General features: G+C 61.8%; 25 protein-coding genes. 13 read left to right on the top strand and 12 right to left on the bottom strand.

All coding sequences use genetic code 11. The features are described from left to right. The first annotated feature begins 2 nt into the window (after nucleotides 1–2). Entirely contained in the window at nucleotides 3–2,648 is a 2,646-nt protein-coding gene (locus tag D1641_RS03165) for a valine--tRNA ligase (RefSeq protein WP_160662949.1), read from the top strand. 268 nt (nucleotides 2,649–2,916) lie between these two features. Next, nucleotides 2,917–3,930 carry an aldo/keto reductase gene (locus D1641_RS03160; RefSeq protein WP_160662948.1) on the top strand — a complete coding sequence of 338 codons (1,014 nt, stop codon included), beginning with the start codon at nucleotides 2,917–2,919 and terminating at the stop codon, nucleotides 3,928–3,930. On the opposite strand, the gene D1641_RS03155 is transcribed toward D1641_RS03160, so the two are convergent. The 10 genes from D1641_RS03155 to D1641_RS03110 form a co-directional block, all read right to left on the bottom strand. Continuing rightward, the gene (locus D1641_RS03155; RefSeq protein ID WP_160662947.1) at nucleotides 3,927–4,145 is read right to left on the bottom strand and encodes a hypothetical protein; all 219 of its coding nucleotides are present in this window, start codon (nucleotides 4,143–4,145) and stop codon (nucleotides 3,927–3,929) included. The two genes, D1641_RS03160 and D1641_RS03155, sit on opposite strands and share 4 nt — an antisense overlap. 66 nt (nucleotides 4,146–4,211) lie before the next feature. Beyond that, nucleotides 4,212–4,838 (bottom strand): dTMP kinase, encoded by a 627-nt coding sequence (gene tmk, locus D1641_RS03150; protein ID WP_160662946.1) that lies wholly within the window; start codon nucleotides 4,836–4,838, stop codon nucleotides 4,212–4,214. Nucleotides 4,839–5,084: 246 nt separating this feature from the next. Further along, entirely contained in the window at nucleotides 5,085–6,245 is a 1,161-nt protein-coding gene (locus tag D1641_RS03145) for an alanyl-tRNA editing protein (protein ID WP_160662945.1), read from the bottom strand. A 137-nt stretch (nucleotides 6,246–6,382) separates the two neighbouring features. Continuing rightward, a complete protein-coding gene (locus D1641_RS03140; RefSeq protein ID WP_160662944.1) occupies nucleotides 6,383–7,384 on the bottom strand; it encodes an NAD(P)H-dependent glycerol-3-phosphate dehydrogenase in 1,002 nt (333 codons plus the stop codon). A 134-nt stretch (nucleotides 7,385–7,518) separates the two neighbouring features. Next, entirely contained in the window at nucleotides 7,519–8,163 is a 645-nt protein-coding gene (locus D1641_RS03135) for a glycerol-3-phosphate acyltransferase (protein ID WP_160662943.1), read from the bottom strand. A gap of 3 nt (nucleotides 8,164–8,166) precedes the next feature. Beyond that, the gene (der, locus tag D1641_RS03130; protein WP_160662942.1) at nucleotides 8,167–9,492 is read right to left on the bottom strand and encodes a ribosome biogenesis GTPase Der; all 1,326 of its coding nucleotides are present in this window, start codon (nucleotides 9,490–9,492) and stop codon (nucleotides 8,167–8,169) included. A 162-nt stretch (nucleotides 9,493–9,654) separates the two neighbouring features. Next, nucleotides 9,655–11,025: a DUF512 domain-containing protein gene (locus D1641_RS03125; RefSeq protein WP_201757221.1), complete on the bottom strand. Its 1,371-nt coding sequence runs from the start codon at nucleotides 11,023–11,025 to the stop codon at nucleotides 9,655–9,657. A 95-nt stretch (nucleotides 11,026–11,120) separates the two neighbouring features. Then, nucleotides 11,121–11,699 carry a Uma2 family endonuclease gene (locus tag D1641_RS03120; RefSeq protein ID WP_160662940.1) on the bottom strand — a complete coding sequence of 193 codons (579 nt, stop codon included), beginning with the start codon at nucleotides 11,697–11,699 and terminating at the stop codon, nucleotides 11,121–11,123. A gap of 70 nt (nucleotides 11,700–11,769) precedes the next feature. Further along, the gene (locus D1641_RS03115; RefSeq protein WP_160662939.1) at nucleotides 11,770–11,991 is read right to left on the bottom strand and encodes a helix-turn-helix transcriptional regulator; all 222 of its coding nucleotides are present in this window, start codon (nucleotides 11,989–11,991) and stop codon (nucleotides 11,770–11,772) included. 394 nt (nucleotides 11,992–12,385) lie between these two features. After that, nucleotides 12,386–12,613, bottom strand: coding sequence for a helix-turn-helix transcriptional regulator (locus D1641_RS03110; protein ID WP_160662938.1), 228 nt, complete (start codon nucleotides 12,611–12,613; stop codon nucleotides 12,386–12,388). 130 nt (nucleotides 12,614–12,743) lie between these two features. On the opposite strand from D1641_RS03110, the gene D1641_RS03105 reads away from it, so the two are divergent. From D1641_RS03105 to D1641_RS03090, 4 genes are read left to right on the top strand one after another with little or no spacing between them, the layout of a single operon-like run. Continuing rightward, on the top strand, nucleotides 12,744–13,088 hold the full coding sequence (locus D1641_RS03105) for a hypothetical protein (protein WP_160662937.1): 345 nt from the start codon (nucleotides 12,744–12,746) through the stop codon (nucleotides 13,086–13,088). Between the two features lie 42 nt (nucleotides 13,089–13,130). After that, nucleotides 13,131–13,532, top strand: a complete 402-nt coding sequence (locus tag D1641_RS03100; protein WP_201757219.1) for a spore cortex-lytic protein — start codon at nucleotides 13,131–13,133, stop codon at nucleotides 13,530–13,532. An 8-nt stretch (nucleotides 13,533–13,540) separates the two neighbouring features. Continuing rightward, nucleotides 13,541–14,800, top strand: coding sequence for a peptidoglycan-binding protein (locus tag D1641_RS03095; protein ID WP_160662936.1), 1,260 nt, complete (start codon nucleotides 13,541–13,543; stop codon nucleotides 14,798–14,800). Further along, on the top strand, nucleotides 14,797–15,375 hold the full coding sequence (locus D1641_RS03090) for a peptidoglycan-binding protein (protein WP_160662935.1): 579 nt from the start codon (nucleotides 14,797–14,799) through the stop codon (nucleotides 15,373–15,375). The genes D1641_RS03095 and D1641_RS03090 overlap by 4 nt, the downstream gene beginning before the upstream one ends. A 42-nt stretch (nucleotides 15,376–15,417) precedes the next feature. Here D1641_RS03090 and D1641_RS03085 read toward each other — a convergent pair whose 3' ends face one another. Together D1641_RS03085 and D1641_RS03080 are read right to left on the bottom strand one after the other, a co-directional pair. After that, nucleotides 15,418–15,603: a hypothetical protein gene (locus D1641_RS03085; protein ID WP_160662934.1), complete on the bottom strand. Its 186-nt coding sequence runs from the start codon at nucleotides 15,601–15,603 to the stop codon at nucleotides 15,418–15,420. Between the two features lie 32 nt (nucleotides 15,604–15,635). Further along, on the bottom strand, nucleotides 15,636–16,211 hold the full coding sequence (locus tag D1641_RS03080) for a uracil-DNA glycosylase (protein WP_160662933.1): 576 nt from the start codon (nucleotides 16,209–16,211) through the stop codon (nucleotides 15,636–15,638). Nucleotides 16,212–16,654: 443 nt separating this feature from the next. On the opposite strand from D1641_RS03080, the gene mraZ reads away from it, so the two are divergent. The 7 genes from mraZ (at nucleotide 16,655) to D1641_RS03045 (ending at nucleotide 25,297) form a co-directional block, all read left to right on the top strand. Then, entirely contained in the window at nucleotides 16,655–17,071 is a 417-nt protein-coding gene (gene mraZ, locus D1641_RS03075; protein WP_160662932.1) for a division/cell wall cluster transcriptional repressor MraZ, read from the top strand. A 1-nt stretch (nucleotide 17,072) separates the two neighbouring features. Further along, nucleotides 17,073–18,008, top strand: coding sequence for a 16S rRNA (cytosine(1402)-N(4))-methyltransferase RsmH (gene rsmH, locus D1641_RS03070; protein WP_160662931.1), 936 nt, complete (start codon nucleotides 17,073–17,075; stop codon nucleotides 18,006–18,008). A gap of 57 nt (nucleotides 18,009–18,065) precedes the next feature. Further along, nucleotides 18,066–18,620: a hypothetical protein gene (locus D1641_RS03065; RefSeq protein ID WP_160662930.1), complete on the top strand. Its 555-nt coding sequence runs from the start codon at nucleotides 18,066–18,068 to the stop codon at nucleotides 18,618–18,620. 142 nt (nucleotides 18,621–18,762) lie between these two features. After that, entirely contained in the window at nucleotides 18,763–21,213 is a 2,451-nt protein-coding gene (locus tag D1641_RS03060) for a penicillin-binding transpeptidase domain-containing protein (RefSeq protein WP_243149245.1), read from the top strand. Nucleotides 21,214–21,258: 45 nt separating this feature from the next. After that, complete coding sequence (locus tag D1641_RS03055) at nucleotides 21,259–22,743, top strand: UDP-N-acetylmuramoyl-L-alanyl-D-glutamate--2,6-diaminopimelate ligase (RefSeq protein WP_160662929.1); 1,485 nt, start codon at nucleotides 21,259–21,261, stop codon at nucleotides 22,741–22,743. Between the two features lie 180 nt (nucleotides 22,744–22,923). Beyond that, the gene (mraY, locus tag D1641_RS03050; RefSeq protein WP_160662928.1) at nucleotides 22,924–23,913 is read left to right on the top strand and encodes a phospho-N-acetylmuramoyl-pentapeptide-transferase; all 990 of its coding nucleotides are present in this window, start codon (nucleotides 22,924–22,926) and stop codon (nucleotides 23,911–23,913) included. A gap of 154 nt (nucleotides 23,914–24,067) precedes the next feature. Next, the gene (locus tag D1641_RS03045; protein WP_243149244.1) at nucleotides 24,068–25,297 is read left to right on the top strand and encodes an FtsW/RodA/SpoVE family cell cycle protein; all 1,230 of its coding nucleotides are present in this window, start codon (nucleotides 24,068–24,070) and stop codon (nucleotides 25,295–25,297) included. Nucleotides 25,298–25,370 lie beyond the last annotated feature (73 nt).

Here is a 25,370-nt window from a genome sequence, read left to right as displayed (position 1 = left end):
TCATGAAAAAAGAACTGCCAAAGGTTTATGAGCCCCAGGAGGTTGAGGCCCGCGTCTATGATACCTGGGAGAAGGCGGGCTGCTTCAAGGGCCACCGGGACCCCAAAAAGAAGCCCTTCACCATTGTCATGCCGCCCCCCAACGTCACCGGCCAGCTGCACATGGGCCACGCCATGGACGACTCCCTCCAGGACATGCTCATCCGCTACAAGCGGATGCAGGGCTATGCCGCCCTGTACCTCCCGGGCACCGACCACGCGGGCATCGCCACCCAGGTGAAGGTGGAGGAGGAGCTGCGCAACAATGAGGGCCTGAGCCGCTACGACCTGGGCCGGGAGAAGTTCCTGGAGCGGGTGTGGGACTGGAAGGCCAAATACGGCGCCCGGATTGTGGCCCAGCAGAAGAAGCTGGGCATCTCCGCCGACTGGGAGCGCTCCCGCTTCACCATGGACGAGGGGCTGTCCCGGGCGGTGCGGCACGTGTTCGTCTCCCTCTATAAGAAGGACCTGATCTACAAGGGCTCCCGGATCATCAACTGGTGCCCCCACTGCGTCACCGCGCTGAGCGACGCGGAGGTGGAGTATCAGGACAAGCCCGGCTACCTGTGGCACATGCGCTACCCCCTGGCCGACGGCTCCGGCTATCTGGTGGTGGCCACCACCCGGCCCGAGACCATGATGGGCGATACCGGCGTGGCCGTCAACCCCAACGACGAGCGGTACAAGCACCTGGTGGGCAAGACCTGCATCCTGCCCCTGATGGACCGGGAGATTCCCATTGTGGCCGACGAGTATGTGGAGATGGACTTCGGCACGGGCTGTGTAAAGATGACCCCCGCCCACGACCCCAACGACTTCGAGGTGGGCCTGCGCCACAACCTGGAGACCATCCGGGTGCTGGACGACAGCGGCGTGGTCAACGCCAACGGCGGCAAATATGAGGGCATGGACCGCTACGAGGCCCGGAAGGCGGTGGTCGCCGACCTGGAGGCCCTGGGGCTGATGGAGAAGATCGAGCCCTATTCCCACAATGTGGGCACCTGCTACCGCTGCCACAGCGACGTGGAGCCCCTCATCTCCGCCCAGTGGTTCGTCCGCATGGAGCCCCTGGCCAAGGAGGCCCTGCGGGTGGTCAACGAGGGGGAGACGAAGTTTGTCCCAGACCGCTTCGCCAAGACCTACACCAACTGGATGGAGAACGTCCACGACTGGTGCATCTCCCGCCAGCTGTGGTGGGGCCATCAGATTCCCGCCTGGTACTGCGCTGACTGCGGACATGTGACCGTCTCTGAGACCGATCCCGACTGCTGTGAGAAGTGCGGCTCTAAGCACATTGAGCGGGACCCCGACGTGCTGGATACTTGGTTCTCCTCCGCCCTGTGGCCATTCTCCACCCTGGGCTGGCCGGACGAAAACAGCGAGGATTTCAAGTATTTCTACCCCACCGACGTGCTGGTCACCGGCTACGACATTATCTTCTTCTGGGTGGCCCGGATGATCTTCTCCGCCTGTGAGCACACAGGAAAGCCCCCCTTCCACACCGTCTTCATCCACGGCCTGATCCGGGACGACAAGGGCCGGAAGATGTCCAAGTCCCTGGGCAACGGCATCGACCCCCTGGAGATCGCCGACAAATACGGCGCCGACGCCCTGCGCTTCAACCTGGTAACGGGCAACTCCCCGGGCAACGATATGCGCTTCTTCACCGAGCGGTGTGAGGCTATGCGCAACTTCGCCAACAAAATCTGGAACGCCAGCCGCTTCCTGATGATGAATCTGACCATCGACAGGTGCGAGCTGCCGGAACGGCTGGAGCTGGAGGACAAGTGGATTCTGTCCAAGCTGAACCGGGCTGTGGCCGAGATCACCGAGAACATGGACCGCTATGAGCTGGGCGTTGCCGCCCAGAAGATTTACGACTTCATCTGGGACGACTACTGCGACTGGTATATCGAGCTGACCAAGACCCGCCTCCAGGGGGAGGACGAGGACAGCAAGGTCCGGGCGCAGCAGGTGCTGTGCTGGGTGCTGACGGAGATGCTCAAGCTTCTCCACCCCTTTATGCCCTTCATCACGGAGGAAATTTGGCAGGCCCTGCCCCATGAGGGGGACTTCCTGATGATGCAAAATTGGCCTGTGGCCTCTGACGCCATGGACTTCCCGGCGGAGGAGAAGGCCATGGAGCTGATTATGGACGCCATCCGGGCTATCCGCGGCCGCCGCAGCGAGATGAACGTGCCCCCCTCCAAAAAGGCCCACCTCACCGTGGCGACCATGGAGAGGGAGACCTTCACTCTGGGCGTGCCCTTCCTGAAAAAGCTGGCCTACGCCAGCCAGGTGGAGATCGTCCCCTTCGCTGACGCTAAGGCCGACGACGCCGCCGTCCAGGCCGGCCAGGTGTCCATCGTCACCCACGCCGCCCAGCTGTCCATCCCTCTGGGCGAGCTGGTGGACCTGGAGAAGGAGAGGGCCCGGGTGGAAAAGGAGTTGAAGAAGCAGTCCGCCGAGCTGGACAAGCTGAACACCAAGCTGAACAACCCTGGCTTTGTGAACAAGGCCCCCGCCCAGGTGGTGGAGGCGGAGAGGGAGCGCTCTGTCCAGCTCACCGAGCTGGTAGCCAAGCTGGAGGCGCAGCTGAAGGGGATGTAATTTGCAGGGGCGGCTATCAGCCGCCCGTACATACGGATGGTCCCCTCTCCCATATTCTGTGTAGGGGCCGGGCTCTGTCCCGGCCCGTTTCCCGCGACAAAACAGCGGGACGATTCGACCCGCCGCCATCCCCGAAAGAGAAACAGGGCGCGCCGGGGTCGTCGCGCCCTACAGCGAAGAATGGGCCAAGCTCTGTCCCGGCTCGTTTCCCCGAGAAGAGACAGCGGGGCGGCGCGGAGGCCGCCCCCTACGGAAAAGGAGGTCCCCCATGACAAAGGTCCAATTAGGTTCCACCGGCATTGAGATCGAGAAAAACGGCTTTGGCTGCCTGCCCATCCAGCGGATTTCCAAAGAGGACGCGGCCCACCTGCTGCGTAAGGCGCTGGATGGCGGAATGAACTACTTCGACACCGCCCGGGCCTACTCTGACAGCGAGGAGAAGCTGGGCTATGCCTTTGCCGGCGTCCGGGACAGGGTGGTCATTGCCACCAAGACCACGGCCCAGACGGCGGAAGGGATGTGGAAGGACCTGGAGACCAGCCTGAAAATGCTGGGCACCGACTGCATTGATGTCTACCAGTTCCACAACCCCGCCTTCTGCCCCAGACCCGGAGGGGAGGACGGCCTCTACGATGCCGCCCTGGAGGCCAAACGGCAGGGCAAGATCCGCCACATTGCCATCACCAACCACCGGCTGGCGGTGGCCCATGAGGCCGTCGACTCCGGGCTGTACGCCCTGCTTCAGTTCCCCTACAGCTACCTTGCCGGCCCTCAGGAGCAGGAGCTGGTGGACAAGTGCCGGGCCAGGGGGATGGGCTTTGTAGCCATGAAGGGGATGGCCGGCGGCCTGATCCGGGACGGCATGGCCGCCGCGGCCTGGATGGCCGGTCAGGAGGGGGTTGTCCCCATCTGGGGGGTGCAGCACGAGTGGGAGCTGGACCAGTTCCTGGCCTGTGTGAAGCAGACCCCCGCCCTGACGGCGGAGTACCAGACGGTCATTGACCGGGACCGGGCGGAGCTGTCCGGTGATTTCTGCCGGGGCTGCGGCTACTGTATGCCCTGCCCGGTGGGCATCGAGATCAACCAGTGCGCCCGCATGTCTCTGATGCTCCGCCGGGCCCCGACCGCCGGGTGGCTGTCGGAGGAGTGGCAGGAGAAGATGAAGCTTATCGAGAGCTGCCTGCGCTGCGGCCAGTGCGCCGCCAAGTGCCCCTACGGCCTGGATACCCCCCGCCTGCTCCAGGATAACTATAAGGAGTACTGGACGCGCTTTTTGGTTTAATACAACCTCTGTACGCAGATGGATTGGGCGCTGATCTGGGGGGGAATGCTGGCGGTCATAATGCCGTCATAGACGATGCGCACCTGATCGCCAGCGGACAGATTGCCGGTGTTGAAGCTGGTATTGACCAGCACCTCCTGCCCGTTGCTGTTGTCGGTGACCAGAACCTGGGTGGTATTCCAGGACTGGACGACAGTGGCCAGCATAGTCACCATGAAAGTCACCTCCTGTTGGATCGAAGTCCGTGGTATCCTATGCGCCGGACAGGGCGGAGGTTCGGCCTACAGCCCCTGAAAAAAAGGGCGCACCCGCTCCCAGATATCCTGTGCCACCGTGTCAATATCCCGGCCTCCCCGGATGAAGATGACCTTTTCCAGGTCCCGGTGCATGTCAAAAACCTTGAAATACTGCTCCCGGGTGCGGATGAGCCGGTCTCTCGTCTCAAACAGCTCGGTATTCTCCCGGCTTTGGACGATGCGCTCCAGAGCCAGCTCCGGATCGACGTCGATAAATATGGTGGCGGTGGGCCGCAGCAGGTCGGCGCAGGGCTGGTTGGCTTGAATGACCCAGTCCAGGGGCAGATCCACACTCTGGTAGGCGTAGGAGGAGAAATAGTAGCGGTCACAGAGCACCGTCACCCCGCTGGCCAAAGCCCTGCACAGACCGTTTTCCTCGTTGAGCAGATGGTCCAGCCGGTCGGCGGCGAAGAGGGTTGCCACCACCCTGCTGTCGCACCTCACCTGTCCGGTGAGCACCTGGCGCAGCAGTCTGCCGATGGGCCGCTCTGTGGGCTCGCAGGTGGTCAGACAGGGGAAGCCGGCCTCCTCCAGCCGCTTGGCCAGCAGCTTCAGCTGGGTGGACTTGCCGCTGCCGTCGATGCCCTCCAGGGCGAAAAACAGACCGTTCATGGGGGTTGCCTCCTTCTTTTGTTCCTTTTCTTTAGAAAAGAAAAGGAACCGAAAAGAAACTTTTTCGCAAAACTTCGTTTTGCTGGGCGCTGTTTGAAAAATGGAAATATGCACAGTGGTGAGGGATTTTTCTGCCAGACAAACACAATTTTTCGCATGAATACTGGATGTATTTCAAGAAAAATTGGGACAGTATGGCAGAAAAAGACCCGCCCCTTGGGCGTATTGACATTTTTCAAACAAGCCTTAGGTGTTGAAATAGGCCTCTATCTCTGTCCGGCCGGCCTGCACGCCCCCTTGGACGAAGTCGGGCTTGCCGCCCCCTCGGCCACGGAGGGCCTGGTTCAGCTCCTTCACGAAGCTCCGCAGATCGCCGCCCGCCTGGCCGATGGCATATTTATACCCGGAGGAATTGTCTCCGGAGAAGCAGGCGCACCGGCCGCCGCAGGTGTGCAGGACGGCGTCACACAGCCGGCGCAGGGAGTCGGGAGACAGGCCGGGCTCGAAGAGGAGCACGTCCCCGGCCCCGGCGTACTGCCCGGCCAGCTGGGCAAAGCGGTCCTCCTCCAGCACGGTAAGGCGGGCCTTGAGCTCCTCATTTTTTGCCAGCAGCTTCGCCACCGCCCCCGCCGTTTCAAAGGGCTTGGCGGACAGGAAATGGGACACCCGGGCGTTCTGCTCCATGCAGCGGCTGAGATAGCGGAAGGCCCGGCCTCCGCAGACAAGCTCGATGCGCACCCCCTCCCGGAACTTTTGCATGGACAGCAGCTTAATCAGCCCCACCTGGGCGGGATAATTTACGTGGGTGCCGCAGCAGGCGCAGCAGTCCGCCCCGGGAAACTCCACAATCCGCACCTGACCGTCGATCTCCTTCTTGCTCCGGTAGTGGATGTGCTCCAGCTCGGCGGGGGAGGGGTATGTAATTTTTACCGGCTCATTGACCTGCCAGAGGTGCCAGTTGGCGGTCTCCTCCAGCGTGGCGAACTGCTCCTCGGTGAGGGGGAGGGACAGATCGATGGTGACCACCTCCGCCCCCAGGTGGAAGCCCATGTTCTCACAGCCCCAGAGATAGTGGGCCAGCCCGGAGACGATGTGCTCCCCCGAGTGCTGCTGCATCAGGTCGAACCGCCGGTCCCAGTCGATGACCCCGGTGACGGGGTCCCCCGGCTCCAGAGGGTGGCTGCAGGTGTGGACGATTTCCTCCCCACGGTTGTGGGTTTCCAGCACCTTGACCCGCCTCCCGGCGGCCTCCAGCCGCCCGGTGTCCCAGGGCTGGCCGCCCCCCTCGGGGAAGAAGGCGGTGCGGTCCAGCACGATGTCGAAGCCCCTCTTCCCCTTTTCGCAGGAGAGGACCTGGGCCTCAAATTTGATGAGAAAGGCGTCCTGTTCGAATAATTTTTCGGTCATTGTATCACCATCATTTTGTAGGGGGCGGCCTCTGTGCCGCCCCGTTACATCAATATTTCAGGGCGGGACGCCCCCGGCCCGCCGTCTTATGATGGACGTAAGACGCGGAGCGCCGGGTCGTCGCCCCCTACAGTTTATCAGAGATAGCTCTCGTCCCGCTCGGACCGTTTGGCCCGCCGCATCAGGTCCTCCACCACGGCGTGGACATCCCGGCCCTCGTAGAGGACCTCATAGGCAGCCTGGGCGATGGGCATCTCCACCCCGGCCTTCCGGGCCAGGGCCCGGGCGTTGGCGGCGGCGTAGTAGCCCTCCACCACTGCGCCGATCTGCTTCCGGGCCTCGTCCACCGGCACGCCCTGGCCGATGAGGATGCCGCACCGGCGGTTCCGGGAGTGCATGGAGCAGCAGGTGACGATCAGGTCGCCGACGCCGGCCAGGCCGGTGAAGGTGTCCTTCCTGCCCCCCAGGGCCACGCCCAGCCGGGCCATCTCAGCCAGCCCCCGGGTCATGAGCAGGGCCTTGGTGTTGTCGCCGCAGCCCATGCCGTCGCAGCAGCCGGCGCACAGGGCGATGATGTTTTTCAGGGCGGCGCAGATCTCAGTGCCCACCTTGTCGTCGCTGGTGTACACCCGGAAGCGCTGATTCATGAACAGGTCCTGGACCTGTTCGGCGATTTTCAGGTCCTCGGAGGCCACCACCACCCCGGTGGGGATTTTCCGGCCCACCTCCTCAGCGTGGGAGGGCCCGGACAGCACCACCACCGGGCATTTGCCCTGGACCTCCTCCTCAATCACCTGGCTCAGGCGCAGGGAGCTGTCCTTCTCGATGCCCTTGGACACGGAGACCAGGATGGTGCCCGGGTCGGCCAGCTCCCTGAGCTGCTTCGCGGTGGACCGCACGGCGAAGGAGGGGGTGGCCACCACCACCAGCCCACAGCCCTTCACGGCCGCCATGTCGGTGGTGAGCTTCAGCTCCTCAGGCAGGGGGACCCCCTTGAGCATGGGGTTCTCCCGGGTCTCCCGGAGGACGGCGGACTCCTCCTCCAGGTAGGACCACAGGGTCACGTCGTTGCCGTTTTCCAGCAGTAAGAGCGCCAGGGCCGTCCCCCAGGCGCCGCTGCCAAGAACTGTGATTTTCATAGCAATACCTCCCAGTTTTCATAAGGCCCCCTTCGCAAAGGGGGCTCCCGGCAAAGCCGGGTGGGGGTTTCTTTTGGAAAACCCTCCGTCATCCGCTTCGCGGATGCCACCTCCCTTCACGAAGGGAGGCTTTTTTACGCTTTCTTGTGGTGCAGGCTGAACTTGTTCTCCGTTCCAGTGAGCAGCCGGTGGATATTGGCCCGGTGCATGTACAAAATGAGCCCGCCGATGACGATGGACAAAACCAGTAGAATCACGTTCTGATAGACGAACCAGGTAACGAAGGGGAAGGACGCCCCGGCCCAGCAGGAGCCCAGGGAGACATACCGGGTGAGCAGGACCAGCACGATAAACCCGCCCCAGACGACGAGGGCGATGCGCCAGTCCAGCATAATGGCGATGGTTCCGCCGGACAGGATACCCTTGCCCCCCTTGAAGTGGAACATGCAGGGGAACATGTGGCCCAGCAGGCACCAAAGCCCCGCCCAGTATTTCGCCAAAATGACTGCCTCAGCCGGTGTATTGACGATATCAGCGGCGATCCATATGGCAAGAACCGCTTTCAGCACGTCGCACAGGATGACCACCAACGTCAGAAAGCCGCCAAAGGAGCGGTAGAAGTTGGTCAGTCCAGCATTGCCGCTGCCATGAGTACGGATATCGTCACGTAGGATATACTTGGATACAATGACCGCCCCGTTAAAGCAACCGCAGAAGTAGGCGCAAAGCGCAATGGCAGCAAAGAAAAAGGGGGCATTGGCAGGCAGATAATCAAGCATTCCTTACCCCTCCTTCTCGCTCCGCTCCCGGACGGTGAGGCGCACCGGGGTGCCCTCCAGGCCGAAGGTGGAGCGGATCTGATTCTCCAGATACCGCTGGTAGGAGAAGTGGAAGAGCCTTGCGTCGTTGCAGAAGCAGACGAAGTGTGGGGGTTTCACTCCCACCTGGGTCATATAGTAGACCTTGAGCCTGCGGCCCTTGTCGGTGGGGGGCTGGACCCGGGCGGTGGCGTCGGCCAGCAGGGAGTTGAGCATTCCTGTCGTGATGCGCATAGCCGCCTGATTATTCACGTAGTTGATGAGCTCGAAGAGCCGGTCCACCCGCTGGCCAGTGAGGGCGGAGATAAAGACAATGGGGGCATAGGTCATATAGCTCAGGTCCCGCATCACGTCCTGGCGCATTTTGTCCATGGTCTTGCCGTCCTTCTCGATGGCGTCCCACTTGTTGACCACGATGATGCAGGCCTTACCCGCTTCGTGAGCCAGACCCGCCACCTTGGTGTCCTGCTCGGTGACCCCCTCCTGGGCGTCAATCATGATGAGGCACACGTCGCTGCGCTCAATGGCCATGGTCGCCCGGAGGACGGAGAATTTTTCAATGCGGTCGTCCACCTTGGACTTCTTCCGCATCCCGGCGGTGTCGATGAACAGGAATTTCCCCTGTTCGTTCTCAAAGTAGCTGTCCACCGCGTCCCGGGTGGTGCCGGCCACGTTGGAGACGATGACCCGCTCCTCCCCCAGGATACGGTTGACCAGGGAGGATTTTCCCACGTTGGGCTTGCCGATGACCGCCACCTTGACCACGTCGTCCTCGTCCGCCTCCTCCTCTTCGGGGGGGAAGTGCTCGAAGCAGGCGTCCAGCAGGTCGCCGGTGCCGTGGCCGTGGACGGCGGAGACGGCGATGGGGTCGCCCAGGCCCAGGTTGTAGAACTCATAGATGTCCGGGTTCTCCCGGCCGGTCTGGTCGGCCTTGTTCACCGCCAGCACCACCGGCTTGCCCGAGCGCAGCAGCATGTTGGCTACCTCCTGGTCAGAGGCGGTCATGCCGGTTTTGATGTCGCAGACAAAGACAATCACCGTGGCGGTGCCGATGGCGATCTCCGCCTGCTCCCGCATGAAGGACAAAATCTGGTCGTCGGTGCCCGGCTCGATGCCGCCGGTGTCCACGATGTCGAATACGCGGTTTCGCCACTCGCACTGGGCGTACAGCCGGTCCCGGGTGACCCCGGGGGTGTCCTCCACGATAGACAGCCGCTGTCCGCACAGCTTGTTAAACAGCATGGACTTGCCCACGTTGGGCCGGCCCACAATGGCAACTAAGGGTTTCATAGTGTTCCTCCTCTCCAGGCCCCCTTCGCAAAGGGGGCTCCCGGCGAAGCCGGGTGGGGGTTTTCTTCTTGACAGAGATAGATACGTTTCGATAGGGGAAAACCCTCCGTCATCCGCTTCGCGGATGCCACCTCCCTTCGCGAAGGGAGGCTTTTTGCGCTCCTACGGATTATACCGATAAAATTCCTCATTTTCCCAGGCGGCTTTCTGGGTTTCGGGGGTGAGCTGGATGCCGCAGATGGCGTCCAGCAGCTCGTAGCCGTCCTGGGGGACGGGGACCACGGGTACCCCCAGCTCCCGCTCCACGTCGGCGGTGGTCACGTCGTCCAGAAAGACGTTCTCCCCGGACCGGAGCATGTTGGCGGGGATGAGCAGGCGTTTTCCCAGCTCCTTCCCCCGGAGCTGCTCGATAAGGTCGCCCCCGGTGACCAGCCCGGCCACGGTGATGGTCTCGCCGAAAAAGCGGTTGACGATGGGGTAGACCCTTCCCTCTATTGTACCACATTTTTCCCGGGCCTGTCCCACCAATTTTGCCAAAAACGGGGCGGCGGACACCCCGGTGGCGATGGAGAAGGGGACAGCACCCTCCAGCTCCTCAGGCTCCATCAGGTCCAGGGCCCGGCCAAACTCCCGGCTGAGGAGGGTGAGCATCCCCACCCCGTTATCCAGCTGGGTGAAGTCCTCAAAGTAGTCCTCGGGGGGCAGTTCCCGCCCGGCCAGCAGGTAGAACTCGTCGGAGCACCACACCAGCCTTGTGCCGTTCTCCTTCAGATGTTTCGCAGCGAAGGCCTCCACCTGGTCCACCAGGGCGGCGGCGGTGTCCTTGGTGTAGGTTTTCAGGGGATAGAGCCCCTCCCGGTATTTGGTCACCCCCACCGGCACCACCGACACGCTGTTCACCGCCGGGAACATGGCCGCCAGGTCTTGCAGCGTCCTGTCCAGGGCGGGACCGTCGTTGATGCCGGGGCAGGAGACGATCTGGCAGTTCATGGTGATGTTTTCCTGGGCAAACCGCTCCATGATGTCGATGCCCTCCCCGGCCCGGGGATTTTTCAGCATCTCTGTGCGCAGGGCCCGGTCGGTGGTGTGGACGGAAACGTTGATGGGGGAGATGCGCAGGTCGATAATCCGCTGCACCTCCCGGGGGGAGAGGTTGGTGAGGGTGAGGTAGTTGCCCAGCAGGAAGGACAGCCGGGCGTCGTCATCCTTGAAGTAGAGGGAGGGACGCATCCCCGGGGGCATCTGGTCCACAAAGCAGAAGATGCAGTGGTTGGCGCAGGACCGGGCCCGGTCCATCAGGTAGGTCTCAAATTCCAGCCCCAGGTCCTCCCCCTCGCCCTTGCGGACCCGCAGGGTGCGCACCGTCCCCTCCGGGCTTTTCAGGGTCAGCTCCAGCCGGGGGTCGTAGCTGTAGAACTTGTAGTCCAGCACGTCAATGATGGGGTGGCCGTTGATGTGGGTGAGGGTGTCCCCGGCCCGGACCCCCGCCCGGTGGGCGGGACTGGGCCGGTCCACCGATTTCACGGCCGTCATGCTCACAGATATGCCCCCTTTTTACCAATATCATGTTATTCTACTATAAACAGGGCGGCAATGCAAGATAAAAAGCGGGAGCGAAAGCCCCCGCTCTATTCCTCCGGAAATACCTTGGTCAGGTCCACGGAGCAGTCCTCAAGCACCCCCACAGGCACGATGTCCTTGGCGGTGTATACCTCCGGGACATAGTACTGGCCGTCCTCCAGCATGTAGACCAGCACCAGCTGTTTGTCCGGGTCTACAATCCAATACTCCTTGACCCCCGCCTGCTGGTACAGCTTGTATTTTATGAGGCAGTCGTATTGCTTGGTGGAGGGGGAGAGAATTTCAATGATTAAATCAGGTGCGCCATGGATTCCACGGGTGTCCACCTTTCCGTTTTTCTTACATGCAACGGAGAGGTCCGGCTGTACTACTGTTTTCACGTTTTTAGGGTTGTCGCCATTGTTTTCAAACAGGCGGACGTCAAGGGGGGCGGGGTAGATTTTGCGGCATGTTCCTCGCAGATGTGTGTGGATTTGAGTGAGAAGCTCTGTGAGAATCAGTTGATGAACATCAGTTGGCGAGGACAGTGCCCGCAGCTGGCCATCATATAACTCATAGTGTGTTGGGTCGTCCTCCCAGGCCAGCAGGTCAGCATAGGAGTATTTCTTTTCCTGGGGCAAAGACATAACAATCCCTCCTTTTCTCTATTGTACCACAGATTACAGGAAAGGTACAGCATAAGAGAGCCTATACCGATCACTTTTTTGGATAGGGCTCCTGTTTGTTTGTCAGCCCGAGGATATAATCGGTGCTTGTTCCATAGTACGCCGCCAGCTTGACCAGCGCCCAGACAGGGATTTCCCGAACCCCCTTTTCATAGCGGCGGTATACCTCCCGCTTGCACATCAGGACCTCAGCGATTTCCGCTTGGCTTTTATCAGCGTCAATTCTCAAGTCTTCCAGCCGTTGATACTGCATGGTAGCATCTCCTCCTAAAAAAGATGCTACTATTTTGTTGCTTTTTCCACCTTGACATGCTACCATATGGTGGCAAATCAAGAGACACAACTCTGTGCGGTCTTAAACAGAATGACCGCACAAAATACAGTATCCCATCGAAGCCATCCCGCCCCCCGCAGGGCAAGCCTCCCGTCCCTCCGCTGAGTAAGCCTCCTTTTGAAAGGAGGTGCCCCAGTGCGCACACTGGGGCGGAGGATTGTATTTCGCCGAAGGCGAAATGTATGCAATAAACGAGATTTTGCAAACTTCGGTTTACTTCGTATGTTTCGCTTCGCGAAACGCAATCCCCACCGCCCTCCGGGCGGAGCCCCTTTCCAAAGGGGCCTTTTTCGCTGCGGCGGGACGTTGGGATTTAGTCCTTCGGTTTCAGCAGAAGATAGGGTTCCACCTCTAGTATCTCGGCAATTCGGCAAAGCAAATCCAAGCTGACGCCTACGCCAGCCCGCTCAATTCTGCTGACATGGCTTTGGTCCTTGTCCAACAGGTCGCCAAGCTGACGCTGACTTAAATCTGCTCGGTTGCGGTAATACATAATGTTGAGACCGAGCGTTTTATAAACCTCATGATATGCGGGATTCATAGGTTCACCCCCGCATAATAGTGTATTTAATTTTTTATGTTTTAGGCAGACCTTGAAAATTACTAATTATTAAATTATAATCATAATAATGAAATATAAATGACTATGTATGATCTGGGAGGGACTGTTTATGGAGCTGCGGGAACAAATTATCTCCGTTCTGCGGGGGCACGGGGTAGTCAAAATGAGCGTTGCGCCTCTGTGCATGGTGGACCTGGTGGAAATATATCTGACCGACTTTGAGGACATGCTCATGTCCAAGCTGCTGCGTGATGTGGCGGAGCGGTATGGGGTAGAAAAGAGGATTTTGATGCAGCGGCTCGGGGGGCTGGCACGGCAGATACACCGCAAGGACCCGCAGTGGTACTGCGAGACCTTCCCGGAGGGCTACAGCACCCCTGTTTTTCTGCGGGCTGTCGCCCGGGAGGTTCAACTGTCCCTCTGGGACGCCCCGCCCCTGGCTGGCATAGGATAGGATAAGCGGCGGAGCCTGTTCGCCGCTTCAGGAGGTATAACAATGCAAGCAACAGGAACACTATCCGTCCGGGTGTACACCTCCCAGGCGCAGATTCCCCTGGAGAGGGCCACAGTGGTGGTGGCCGAGCCGGGGGAGGGGGGCAAGTGGCGGCTGCTCTCCATACAGAACACCGACAGCAGCGGAAAAATTCAGCCGGTTCAGATTGAAACGCCGGCGTTAGGGGAGAGCACCTCCCCCGACGGGCTGCCCGGAGAGGGCGCTCCCTGCGCCCTGTGCTCCCTGTGGGCGGAGCAGCCGGGCTACGCCATGCTCCAGCTGGAGAATGTTCAGATATTCCCCGGTGTGGAGACGGTACAGAACATGGAGCTCACCCCCCTGCCCCAGGGGCTGTGCAGCCTTCAGCAGCGGGATGAGCGGGACATCCCGGTCCAGAGTCTGTGAGGTGACATATGCCCGTCATCATTCCATATGTCCCCAGCACCATCACGGTACACATGGGACTGCCCGACCAGTGGGCGGAGAACGTGACCGTGAGCTTCCCGGACTATGTAAAGAACGTGGCCTCCAGCGAGATTTATCCCACCTGGGAGCCCTCCGCCATCCGGGCCAATGTGCTGGCCATCATCTCTTTTGCCCTGAACCGGGTGTATACCGAGTTTTACCCCAGCCGCGGCTACGACTTCCAGATCACCTCCACCACCCAGTACGACCAGAAGTTCATTCGGGGGCGGAATATCTTTGAGAATATCAGCCAGCTTGTGGACGAGATTTTCAACGACTATATCCGCCGCCAGGGCTTTGTGGAGCCCCTGGCCGCCAAATTCTGCAACGGCACCACCTCCAAGTGCGACGGCCTGTCCCAGTGGGGGAGTCAGGCGCTGGCCCAGGAGGGGGCCAATTCCATGGAGATTCTCCGCCATTACTATGGGGACAACATCGAGCTGGTGGTGGACGCCCCCATTCAGGACCTCATCACCTCCTACCCCGGGACCCCCCTGCGCCGCGGCTCGGCGGGACCCGATGTGTCGGTGGTGCAGTCCATGCTCAACCGCATCTCCCAAAACTACCCCGCCATCCCCAAGGTGCCCATTACCGGGGCCTTCGACGAGGCCACCGAGGATGCGGTGCAGGCCTTTCAGCGCATCTTCAATCTGACTCCGGACGGCATTGTGGGCAAGGCCACCTGGTATAAGCTGGTGTATCTCTATGTGGGGGTGGTGCAGCTGGCCGAGCTGGTGAGCCAGGGACAGACCTTCTACGCCTTTCAGTTCCAGTTCCCCGGGACGCTGGTCCAGGGGGACTCCGGCCCGGAGGTGGAGGTGCTGCAATATATGCTCTCCATGCTGGCCCAGTTCTCCGATGCGCTGAGGGCCCCGGCCATGGACGGCGACTTTGGCCCCGTCACCGACCGGGCGGTGCGCACCTATCAGGTGTGGGCGGGCCTCACCCCCGACGGCGTGGTGGATGAGCGCACCTGGAACTCCATCTATGACAGCTTTGTGACGGCGGACTATCAGCTCCGCCGGGACACGGTGCGGGCCCAATCCCTGCGGGAGAACGCGGCGCCCGTCATGGCCCGGGCGGACAGCCGGCCGGAGGGGCCGGACCGCTGGGACAACACCCCCCGGCTGGGCCAGTACCAGGGCCGTCCCATGGAGCCGGGTCAGGCGGACGGCCCGAAGGACAGACAGGGAGGAGTGAAGGTATGAACGTCGATTTAGACCGGGAGCTGCTGGAGCGGGAGATGGTGTCCAACCCGGTTATGAGCCTGCAGTATATGCTGCGGCAGCTGTCCAGAACCTATCAGTTTCTGCCCGAGCTGGTGGTGGACGGCGTCTATGGCGAGCGTACCCTGGAGGCGGTGATGAGCTTCCAGCGGGAGGCGGGCCTGCCCGTCACCGGGACGGTGGACCGGGCCACCTGGGAGGCCATCCGGAACTGCTGGCTGGCCCAGCGGGGCAGAACCGGCTATTCCCGGGCCGCGCGGATCTTTCCCTCCGAGGGTGTCCAGGTCCAGGAGGGGCAGACCAGGGAGTATCTCATTGTTCCCCAGACCATGTTCAATATTTTAGCCGGCAAGTTCGAGGGGATCACCCGCTGTGAGGCGGACGGCTGCAACGGTCCCGTCTCGGCGGACAACATCCGCTGGCTGCAAAGGGCGGCCGGCCTGCCCCAGACCGGCTGCATGGACACCGCCACCTGGGATATGCTGTCCCATCTCTACGAGATTTTTGTGGTTCAGGACACGGACTGCCAGCCGGAGTTTACCGGCGGCTGGGGATAGAAAACAGCGCCGCCCGCCCCGAATGGGGCGGGCGGTCCGCGTTTACAGGGATGCGCTGGGCAGGTTGTCCACAAAGGCCTTCAGCTGGGACTGGCTGTTCATCTGGCCCAGCTGGAGCAGGATGGCCTCCCGCTGCTTGGGGGTGCAGCTGTCGTAGAAGGCGGAGGCCTTGGGGTTGTGCTGCAGCAGCTGCCCGAAGGTCACCGCCGCGTTTGTGTTGACGTTCATACTATCACCTCAGTGACAGTATGCCCCATTTTTTAATAAGTATGATTACAGATTTCCCGGATTTTGGCCTGGATTACCTTCAGGTCCTCGAAGGTCTCGGGCCGGCGGCGGGGGTCACGGAGAATGGCGGCGGGGTGGAACAGGGCGGTCATCCACACGCCGTTTTTCTCAAACCACTGGCCGTGCTCTTTGGTGATTTTGAAGTCCTCCTTAATCAGCTTGCAGGCGGCGATGCGGCCCAGGCAGATGATGATCTTGGGCCGGAGGAGGGCGGTCTGGCTGCGCAGATAGTCGATGCAGGCCTCCTGCTCGGTGTTCAGGGGGTCCCGGTTCTGGGGCGGGCGGCACTTGACCATGTTGGCGATGTAGACATTCCTCTCCCGGCTCAGGTCCACCATCTCCAGCATGTCGTCCAGCAGCTTGCCTCCCCGGCCCACGAAGGGCAGACCCTGGAGGTCCTCGTTTTCGCCGGGACCCTCGCCAATGCACATGACCTCCGCGTCCCGAGGCCCGGTGCCGAAAACCACGTTGTGCCGGGTGTCCGCCAGGGCGCACTTCTGACAGGATAGGCAGGCCTGTTCCAGTTCTTCCCAATTTGTGTAGAGCATAGAGATACCTCCCAAAATACCAGATTTCGACGGTTTTGCGCTCTTTAGTATACCACAGGAGAGAGCCGGTGAAAAGGATTTTTATGGTTTTTCACAAGAAAGAGGTGCGAAAAAAATATTTTCGCACTTTTATCCCAATTTCTCACAGAAGCGCCTGTGGAAAGGTGAGGGTGCGGGCACTAAATATGGGACGGTGTGCGGCGGACATACCGCATATCTTGTATGAAAGGGGGGATAATAGAGACATCCCATCAGGCTGAAACGTATGTTTTATACGGATAAAAATGCAATTTTTTGGGCGAAAACCCGATGTTTAATACAAAACGGGCAGAAAAAAACACTTGATTTTTATGTTAACAGGCATTATACTGGAAAACGCAGTGGAGCGAAATGGGGGAAAATCCCTCAAATAGACACCCTGGTGGGGGAAGAGGTGAGGGGACGTGACCGGCACATACGAGCACAATATCGATGCCAAGGGCCGGCTGTTCATCCCCGCCAAGCTCCGGGAGGAGCTGGGCACCGCCTTCTACCTGGCCATGGGCGTGGACGCCTGCCTGGCCATCTATCCCCAGTCCACCTGGGACCGCTTCACCGAGAAATTTGCCTCCCTGCCCATGAGCCAGTCCAAGGCTATGCGCCCTCTGTTTGCCAACGCGGCCAAGTGCGAGCCTGACAGCCAGGGGCGGATTGTCATCCCCCAGAAGCTGCGGCAGTATGCCGGGCTGGACAAGGAGGCGGTTATCATCGGAGTCCACGACCGGGCGGAGATCTGGTCTGCCGAGGCCTGGAACGCCCAGGAGGAGGAAGAAATGACTCCGGAGAAGATGGCGGCCTGCATGGCCGAGCTGGGGTTCTAATATGGGTGAGCTTACCCACCGCTCCGTCCTGCTGGAGGAGTGTATTGAGGCGCTGAATATCCGCCGGTCGGGGGTCTATCTGGACGGCACCCTGGGCCGGGCGGGCCACAGCCGGGAGATTGTGAAGCAGCTGACCTCCGGCCGCCTCATTTGCGTGGACCGGGACCAGGCGGCCCTGGACGCCGCCCGGGAGCGGCTGGCCCCCTGGCTGGACCGGGTGACCCTGGTCCACAGCAACTTCGATCAGATTGACGAGATTTTGGACGGGCTGTCTCTGCCCGGCGTGGACGGGATGCTCTTCGATTTGGGCGTCTCCTCCCCCCAGCTGGACGACGGCAGCCGGGGCTTCTCCTACATGCACGACGCCCCCCTGGACATGCGTATGGATCAGGGGACGGGGCGCACCGCCGCCGATGTGGTCAACACCTGCTCCCAGGAGGAGCTGAGGAGAATCATATCACAGTACGGCGAGGAGCGCTATGCTCCCCAGATTGCCGGGGCCATCGTCCGCCGCCGGGAGGACAGGCCTGTCACCACCACCCTGGAGCTGGTGGAGGTCATTAAGAGCGCCATGCCCTCCAAGGCCCTGCGGGAGAAGCAGCACCCCGCCAAGCGCACCTTCCAGGCCATCCGCATCGCCGTCAACGACGAGCTGGCCTCGGTGGAGCGGATGCTCCAGCGGGCGGTGCCCCGGCTGAACAGGGGCGGACGGCTGGCGGTAATCACCTTCCACTCACTGGAGGACCGCATTGTGAAAACAGGCCTGGCTGGCTTTGCCCGGGGGTGTACCTGTCCCCCGGACTTTCCCGTATGCGTCTGCGGAAAGACGCCGGACATCAGGCTGGTCAACAAAAAGCCCATCCTGCCCAGCGAGGGGGAGATTGAGGAGAACCCCCGGGCCCGCAGCGCCAAATTAAGAATTGCTGAAAAATTGTAGGGGGCGGCCTCTGCGCCGTCCCTGTTCTACGGAATACAAATGACAGGAGTGAACCCCATGGCAACAAACCGCCGCCGTAATACAACCGCATACAGCACCTACGGCAGCGTGGCCTATGCGCCCACCTACGACGGAAACGCGGTCCGAGTCCCACGCCGGGAGGAGGAGCGCGGACCGGCCCCCCAGCCCAAGAAGCCGGTCCAACCCCACAAGCGGGCCAGAGTAGAGGTCCGGCAGGCCGGGGCGGTGGCCCCCTTCGCGGTGGTGGGCTTTCTGGCGGTGGCTGTCTTCGCGGCGATGCTGATTACCAGCTACGCCCAGCTGATGGTGGCCAATGACGAGATGGTCTCCCTGCGCCGGCAGCTGTCCGACCTGAAGGTGGAGAACACCACCCTGTCTGCCCAGTATGAGAAGGTTTTCGACCTGGCTACTATCCAGGAGGCGGTGGGGGACACCATGGTCCGGCCCACCAGCGACCAGGTGGTATACATCGACCTGTCCGCTCCGGACACCGTCACCGTCTATCAGGGGAGCTCCCCCCTGTCCGGAATGGAGGATCTGATGAAGGGAATCGGCGGCCTGTTCGGCGGCATTATAGAATATTTCCGCTGACCCTGCCATATAGTGATTGTGAGGCAGGGCCGGTTGGGTCAGAGCGCGCAAACTCACCCGGTATATAGAGACTACGGGCGCAAGAATGAGGAATTCTTGCGCTCTATTTGTGAGATGTGACACCCGCAAGGGAGGGTTTTCCATGAGAAAGGCAAACAAATACGAGAGGAGCATGGGTCGGGGCAGCGTGACCACCAGCGCCACCCGGGGCAGCCATTCCAAGCGGGCCATCCTCCACCGGACGCTGTTTTTAATGGTGGTCTGCGGGGGGCTGATGTTTGTTCCCCTGTGCTGGAAGCTCTGGGACATCGCCATTGTCCACCACGAGGAGTATCAGCAGAAGGCCAGCGACCAGCAGACCCTGGACTTCACCATCTCCGCCAGCCGGGGCAATATCTACGACCGGAACAACAACGTGATGGCCATGTCGGCCACGGTATACAAGCTGATTTTGTCCCCCCGGGACCTGGTAAAGAGCGTTTCCAACAAGGGGGAGGACGGCAAAAAGCTGCCGGACGAGGTCTACCAGGCCAACGTGGCCGCCGCCCAGAGCCAGATGGTGGAGGACCTGATGACCCTGCTCCCTGACCTGGACCGGGAAAAGGTGACCAAGCAGGTCCACAACACCAAATCCGCCTACTGGGAGGTGAAGGTGGACATCGAGGAGGAGGATAAGCAGGTTTTTCAGGAGTACATCACCGAACACAAGACCGCCTCCTACCTCTACCTGATCACCAGCACCAAGCGCTACTACCCCTATGCCGGGCTGGCCGCCCAGGCCCTGGGCTTTGTCAACGCCAACGGCGGGGCCTACGGCATTGAGGCGATGTACAACGACCTGCTGGAGGGCACCGCCGGCCGGGTGTACACCACCCGCACCGCCGGCGGCACCGAGCGGTATAACAGCTACGCCAACTACGTGGACGCCCAGGACGGCTACAACCTGACCCTCACCATCGACACCACCATCCAGTCCTATCTGGAGAAGGCCCTGGAGGAGGGGATCCAGGAATTCGACGTGCGCAACGGCGCCTTCGCCATCGCCATGGACCCCAAGACCGGGGCCCTGCTGGGCATTGCCAGCTCCCCGGACTTCGACCCCAACAACTACTCCCTCATCACCAACGACCTGCTCAACGACCAGCTGGAGGCCAACACTGCCTCCATCTACGCCGCGCTGAAGGAGAACAACACCGACAACCTCACCGACAGCGAGCTGATGGCCAAGGCGGAGAGCCAGGCCAGGGCGGACGCCCGAACCACCCAGTGGCGCAGCCGGGCCATCGACTCCCGGTATGAGCCGGGTTCCACCTTCAAGGCCATGGTGCTGGCTGCCGCCCTGGAGGAGGGCCTGGTCAGCGAGAGCGACACCTTCTATTGCAGCGGCTCAGTTACCATTCCGGGCTACCCCAAGCCCATCACCTGCTCCAAAAAGACAGGCCACGGCAGCCAGACCCTGGCCGAGGCGGTGGGCAACTCCTGCAACCCCGCCTTTATGGAGATCGGCAGCCGGCTGGGCAAAGACAGATTTTACGACTACTTCGAGGCCTTCGGGATGCTGGAAAGCACCGGCGTGGACCTGCCCGGCGAGGCCAGCCTGGTGGGCGGCATGTGGAGCCGGGACAAGATGACCAACGTGGACCTGGCGGTGGCCTCCTTCGGCCAGCGCTTCGAGGTCACCCCCCTGCAGATGATCTGCGGCTTCTCCGCCGTCATCAACGGGGGCAACCTGGTGAAGCCCTACGTGGTCCAGACGGTGAGCACCCAGGACGGCACCGTCATCCGGAACACCGAGACGGAGGTGGTCCGCCAGGTGGTCAGCAAGCAGACCAGCCAGCGGGCGGCCGACATCCTGGAGCAGGTGGTGTCCAAGGGCACCGGCAAGAACGCCTATGTGGCGGGCTACCGCATCGGGGGAAAGACGGGCTCCTCCGAGGTAAAGACAGAGGAGGACCGGACCATCGTCTCCTTTATGGGCTACGCCCCCGCCGACGACCCCCAGGTGATCGTCCTCATCGCCTATGACAAGCCCCAGCCCAAGGCGCCGGGGAGCAACGAGTCCACCACCGGCCGCTACATCAGCGGCGGCAATATGGCCGCCCGAAAGGCCGGCCCCCTCATCGCCCAGATCCTGGACTATATGGGAGTGGAGCGGGTGTACAACAGCGACGAGTCCGCCGTGGCCGACGTGTCCATGCCCAAGGTGACTGGCATGACCCTGGCCGACGCGGAGAAGGCGCTGAAGGAGAAAAATCTGAAATACCGCACCCTGGGCTCGGGGGACACCGTCTCCCGGCAGGTCCCCGCCAGCGGCACCAAGATCCCCGGCGGCTCCACTGTCATCCTATACTTGGGGGACGCCGTTCCGGAGGAGAGCGGTACGGTGCCCGATGTGATTGGAAAGACCTATGAGGAGGCTAAAAAGGCCCTGGAAAAGGCGGGCTTCTTCATGCGGGCCTCGGGAGTGTCCACCTACTACAGCAACACCACCACCGCAGACCGCCAGAGCGTCAACGGCGGCGACACCGCTGCCATCGGCACCGTCATCGACGTCCGCTTCTTCAACCAGGTGGAGGACGGCTATGCGGGATAGCGAAGCTTATATAGAATAAAACTCCGCCCTGTGAGGGGTGACACCATGAAGCTGCGAAAGATTTTGGAAGGCGTCTCCCTCACGGGGGGGAATGCCGATTTAGATATGGAAATATCTTCCATATCCTACGACACCCGGACCCTGGCTCCCGGCGCTCTCTTTGTAGCCCTGTCCGGGGAGAAGAACGATGGCCATCGGTATATCGAGGCCGCCCTGGACAGGGGGGCCGCCGCCGTCCTGTGTGAGCGCGCCCCGGAGAGCCCCGGCCCCTGGCTGACGGCGGCGGACAGCCGGCTGGCCCTGGCCCTGGTCTCGGCCAACTGGTTTGGCCGGCCGGGGGATTCCATGACGCTGGTTGCCGTCACCGGCACCAACGGCAAGACCACCACCACCAGCCTGCTCAAGGAGCTGCTGGAGCGGGCGGCGGGGGCCAAGGTGGGCCTCATCGGCACCAACCGGAACATGATCGGCGGCGAGGAGCTGCCCGCCCACCGCACGACCCCGGAGAGCTATGAGCTGCAGTCTCTGCTGCGCCGGATGGCGGACGCCGGCTGCACCCATGTGGTGCTGGAGGCCTCCTCCCACGCCCTGGTCCAGCACCGGACGGCGGGGCTGACCTTCGACGCAGGGGTGTTCACCAACCTGACGCAGGACCACCTGGACTACCACCACACCATGGAGGAGTACCGGGATGCCAAGGGGCTGCTCTTTGGCCAGTGCCGCCGGGCGGTGCTCAACCTGGACGACGAGGCGGGCCGCTGGTATCTGGACAAAATCTCCTGCCCCGCCTTTACCTACTCGGAAAACCGGGCCTGTGCCGGCCTCACCGCCCGGAATATCCGGCTGTTTCCCGGCTGTGTGGAGTTCGAGGCCCTGACCCTGGGCAGAATTTCCCGGGTCCACCTGCCGATCCCCGGGGGATTTTCCATCTACAACGCCCTGGCCGCTCTGGCCGCCGGGCTGTGCCTGGGGCTGGACCTGGAGGACATGGCCCGGGTCATGCCCGCCGTCCACGGGGTGAAGGGCAGGGTGGAGGTGGTCCCCGTTCCACGGGCCTATACCGTCATCATCGACTACGCCCACAGCCCCAACGCCCTGGAGAATATTCTCACCACCGCCCGGGACTTTACCGCCGGCCGCCTTGTCTGCGTCTTTGGCTGCGGCGGCGACCGGGATAAAACCAAACGGCCCGTCATGGGGGCCGTGGCCGCCGAGCTGGCCGATCTGTCGGTGGTCACCTCCGACAACCCCCGCACTGAGGACCCTCAGGCCATCATTGACGATATTCTTGCGGGCATGGGGGAGGCGGAGCTCCACGTGGAGCCCGACCGCCGGGCGGCCATCGGCTGGGCCCTGGCCCAGGGAAAGCCGGGGGATGTGATTGTCCTGGCGGGCAAGGGACATGAGACCTATCAGGAGGTCGGCGGCGTCCAGTACCACATGGATGAGCGGGAGATTGTGGCTGATTGGTTTGCCAGGGCGGACAGCCGGCAAAAAATGACTGGAAAAGTTCCCGCGGATGTGGTATGATACTATGTCTGTGTGCACAGACCACATTGAATCAACGGGCGTGTAGGGGCCGACGGCCCCGGCGGCCCGCTGTTCGGGCTGCGGGCTTGGTATCGGCGGCGCGCCGGGAGCGTCGTGCCCTACAGGCCGCAGTCATGCGGTTGGTATGCTCAAAAGAGAAAGACCAGGAGGGGTTTCGACATGACATATATCCTCAGCTTCATTGTGTCCTTTGGGGTGGCCGCTATTGTGGGACAGCTGCTCATCCCGCTGCTCCGGCGGCTGAAGGCGGGCCAGTCCATCCGAAAGGACGGCCCGACCTGGCACATGTCCAAGCAGGGCACCCCCACCATGGGCGGCATCATGTTTATCCTGGCCATTGGCGCGGCCTGTCTGGTGGCGGGCTGGGAGGAGCTGCGGAGCGGAAATTACAACCATCTGTATGTCTTTCTCTTCGCCCTGGTATTCGGCGTGATCGGCTTTATAGACGACTTTCAAAAGCTGCGCCACCACGCCAACGAGGGCCTCACCGCCGCGCAGAAGTTTCTGCTTCAGCTGGCGGCGGCCATCGCCTTCACGGTGCTGATGCGGGAGCAGGGCTACCTGACCCCCAACCTCTACATCCCGTTCCTGGGGATTGAGATTGTGGGCATCCCCTGGGTGGCGTATATGGTATTCGCCGCCTTCGTCATGGTGGGCACAGTGAACGCCGTCAACCTCACCGACGGCATCGACGGCCTGGCCGCCGGTGTCACCATCCCGGTGGCCCTGTTCTACATGGCGGTGTCCGCCTGGTTCGGCAAGAACGACCTGGCTATCCTGTCTGCCGCCCTCACCGGGGGTCTGGCCGCCTTTCTGATTTACAACTTCCACCCCGCGAAGGTCTTTATGGGCGACACCGGCTCCTTATTTTTGGGGGGGATGGTGTGCGGCCTGGCCTTTGCCCTGGACGTCCCCCTGGTGATTCCCATTATCGGCCTGGTCTATGTGGCCGAGGTGCTGTCCGATATTATCCAGGTGGTCTATTTCAAGAAAACCCACGGCAAGCGGTTTTTCCGCATGGCCCCCCTTCACCACCACCTGGAGATGGGCGGCTGGAGCGAGACCAAGCTGTTCTGCATCTTCTCCGGCGTTACCCTGGCCCTGTGCTGCCTGGGCTTTTTGGGGGTCATGTACAGGTATCCCATGTAAGGGAAAAGAGGCGGCCGAAGGCCGCCCCCCAAACGCGAGCCCAGCAAAGCGGGTCGCGTTTGGAGAGGAGGAGCAAGGGAGCGAAATGAGGAATGCCCGATAGGGCGTTCCGAGTGAAGCGGACTTTGCGACGACGAGAAAGGAGGAAAAGCCCTTGGCCCGCAAAGCGAAACGAGATCTGACCATGGAGGAGCAGCTGGCCCGGGGACCGCTGGACCTGCCCTTTCTGATGCTGGTGCTGCTGCTGCTGGGCATCGGGCTGGTGATGCTCTTCTCCGCCTCCTACTATACCGCCTTCCGGGACTCCAAGCCCCCGGTGAACAACAACCCATACTTCTACATTACCCGCCAGGCCCTCTTCGCCGGGGCCGGACTGGCGGGGATGTATGTCGTCTCCCGCATCAACTACCAGCGCTTCCGCTGGATGGCCCCTCTGGCCCTGGCGGTATCCATCGTCCTGCTGATGATCTGCTATATCCCCGGCCTGAACGCCCCCATCAACGACGTGCGCCGCTGGCTGAAGGTTCTGCTGGTGGCCGGGCCTACCTACCAGCCCTCGGAGATTGCCAAGGTGGCGGTGGTGCTCTTCTTCGCCGCCCGGCTGTGCAAGCGGGACACGGAGAAGCAGCTGCGCTTCACCCGGCGCACCGGCACAGGGCGGGCACTGAACTGGCTGGAGAAGATCGGCTTTTTGGAGCTGGTGCCCTACGGCATGGTGCTGGTGGTGGTGCTGGGCCTGATTGTCTTTGAGCCCCATGTGTCGGGCGCCATGCTGGTGGCGGTGGGAGCCGCGGCGGTTCTGCTGGTCTCGGGCATCAGCCTGTGGTGGTTCACCGGACTGGGCGGCGCGGCCGCCGGCCTGCTGTTTGTTCTGTATCACACGGTGGGCTATGTAAACCGGAAAATCACCATCTGGCTGGACCCCTGGTCGGTGGACCCCCAGGACGGCGGCTACCAGTTTCGCCAGGGCATCTACTCTATCGCCTCGGGGGGCCTGCTGGGCCGGGGGCTGGGGGAGAGCAACCAGAAATACGGTTTCGTTCCCGAGCCGGAGAACGACATGATTTTCTCCATCGTGGTGGAGGAGCTGGGGCTCATCGGGGCCTTCATGATCCTGCTGCTCTTCGCTCTGCTGATCCTCCGGGGGTACTGGATTGCTCTCCACGCCCGGGATAAGTTCGGGATGCTCACCGTGGTGGGCATCATCACCCTGCTGGCCGCCCAGGTATTCTTCAACGTGGGCGTGGTCACCGGCCTGATCCCCAACACCGGCATCCCCCTGCCCTTCTTCAGCTACGGCGGCACCGCCCTGATGATCCATCTGGCGGAGATGGGCGTTATCCTGAGCATTTCCCGGCAGATACCGGCCCCGAGGAAGGATTGATTTTATGTGTAGGGCGCGACGACCTCGGCGCGCCGCAGTCCCAAATATGTTTCAAACGGCGCGCCGGGTCGTC

Source organism: Colidextribacter sp. OB.20 (assembly GCF_009911595.1).
Classification (GTDB): domain Bacteria; phylum Bacillota; class Clostridia; order Oscillospirales; family Oscillospiraceae; genus Lawsonibacter.
The sequence above is the reverse complement of the archived record's forward strand: the minus strand, read 5'-3'. Positions and strand labels throughout refer to the sequence as shown.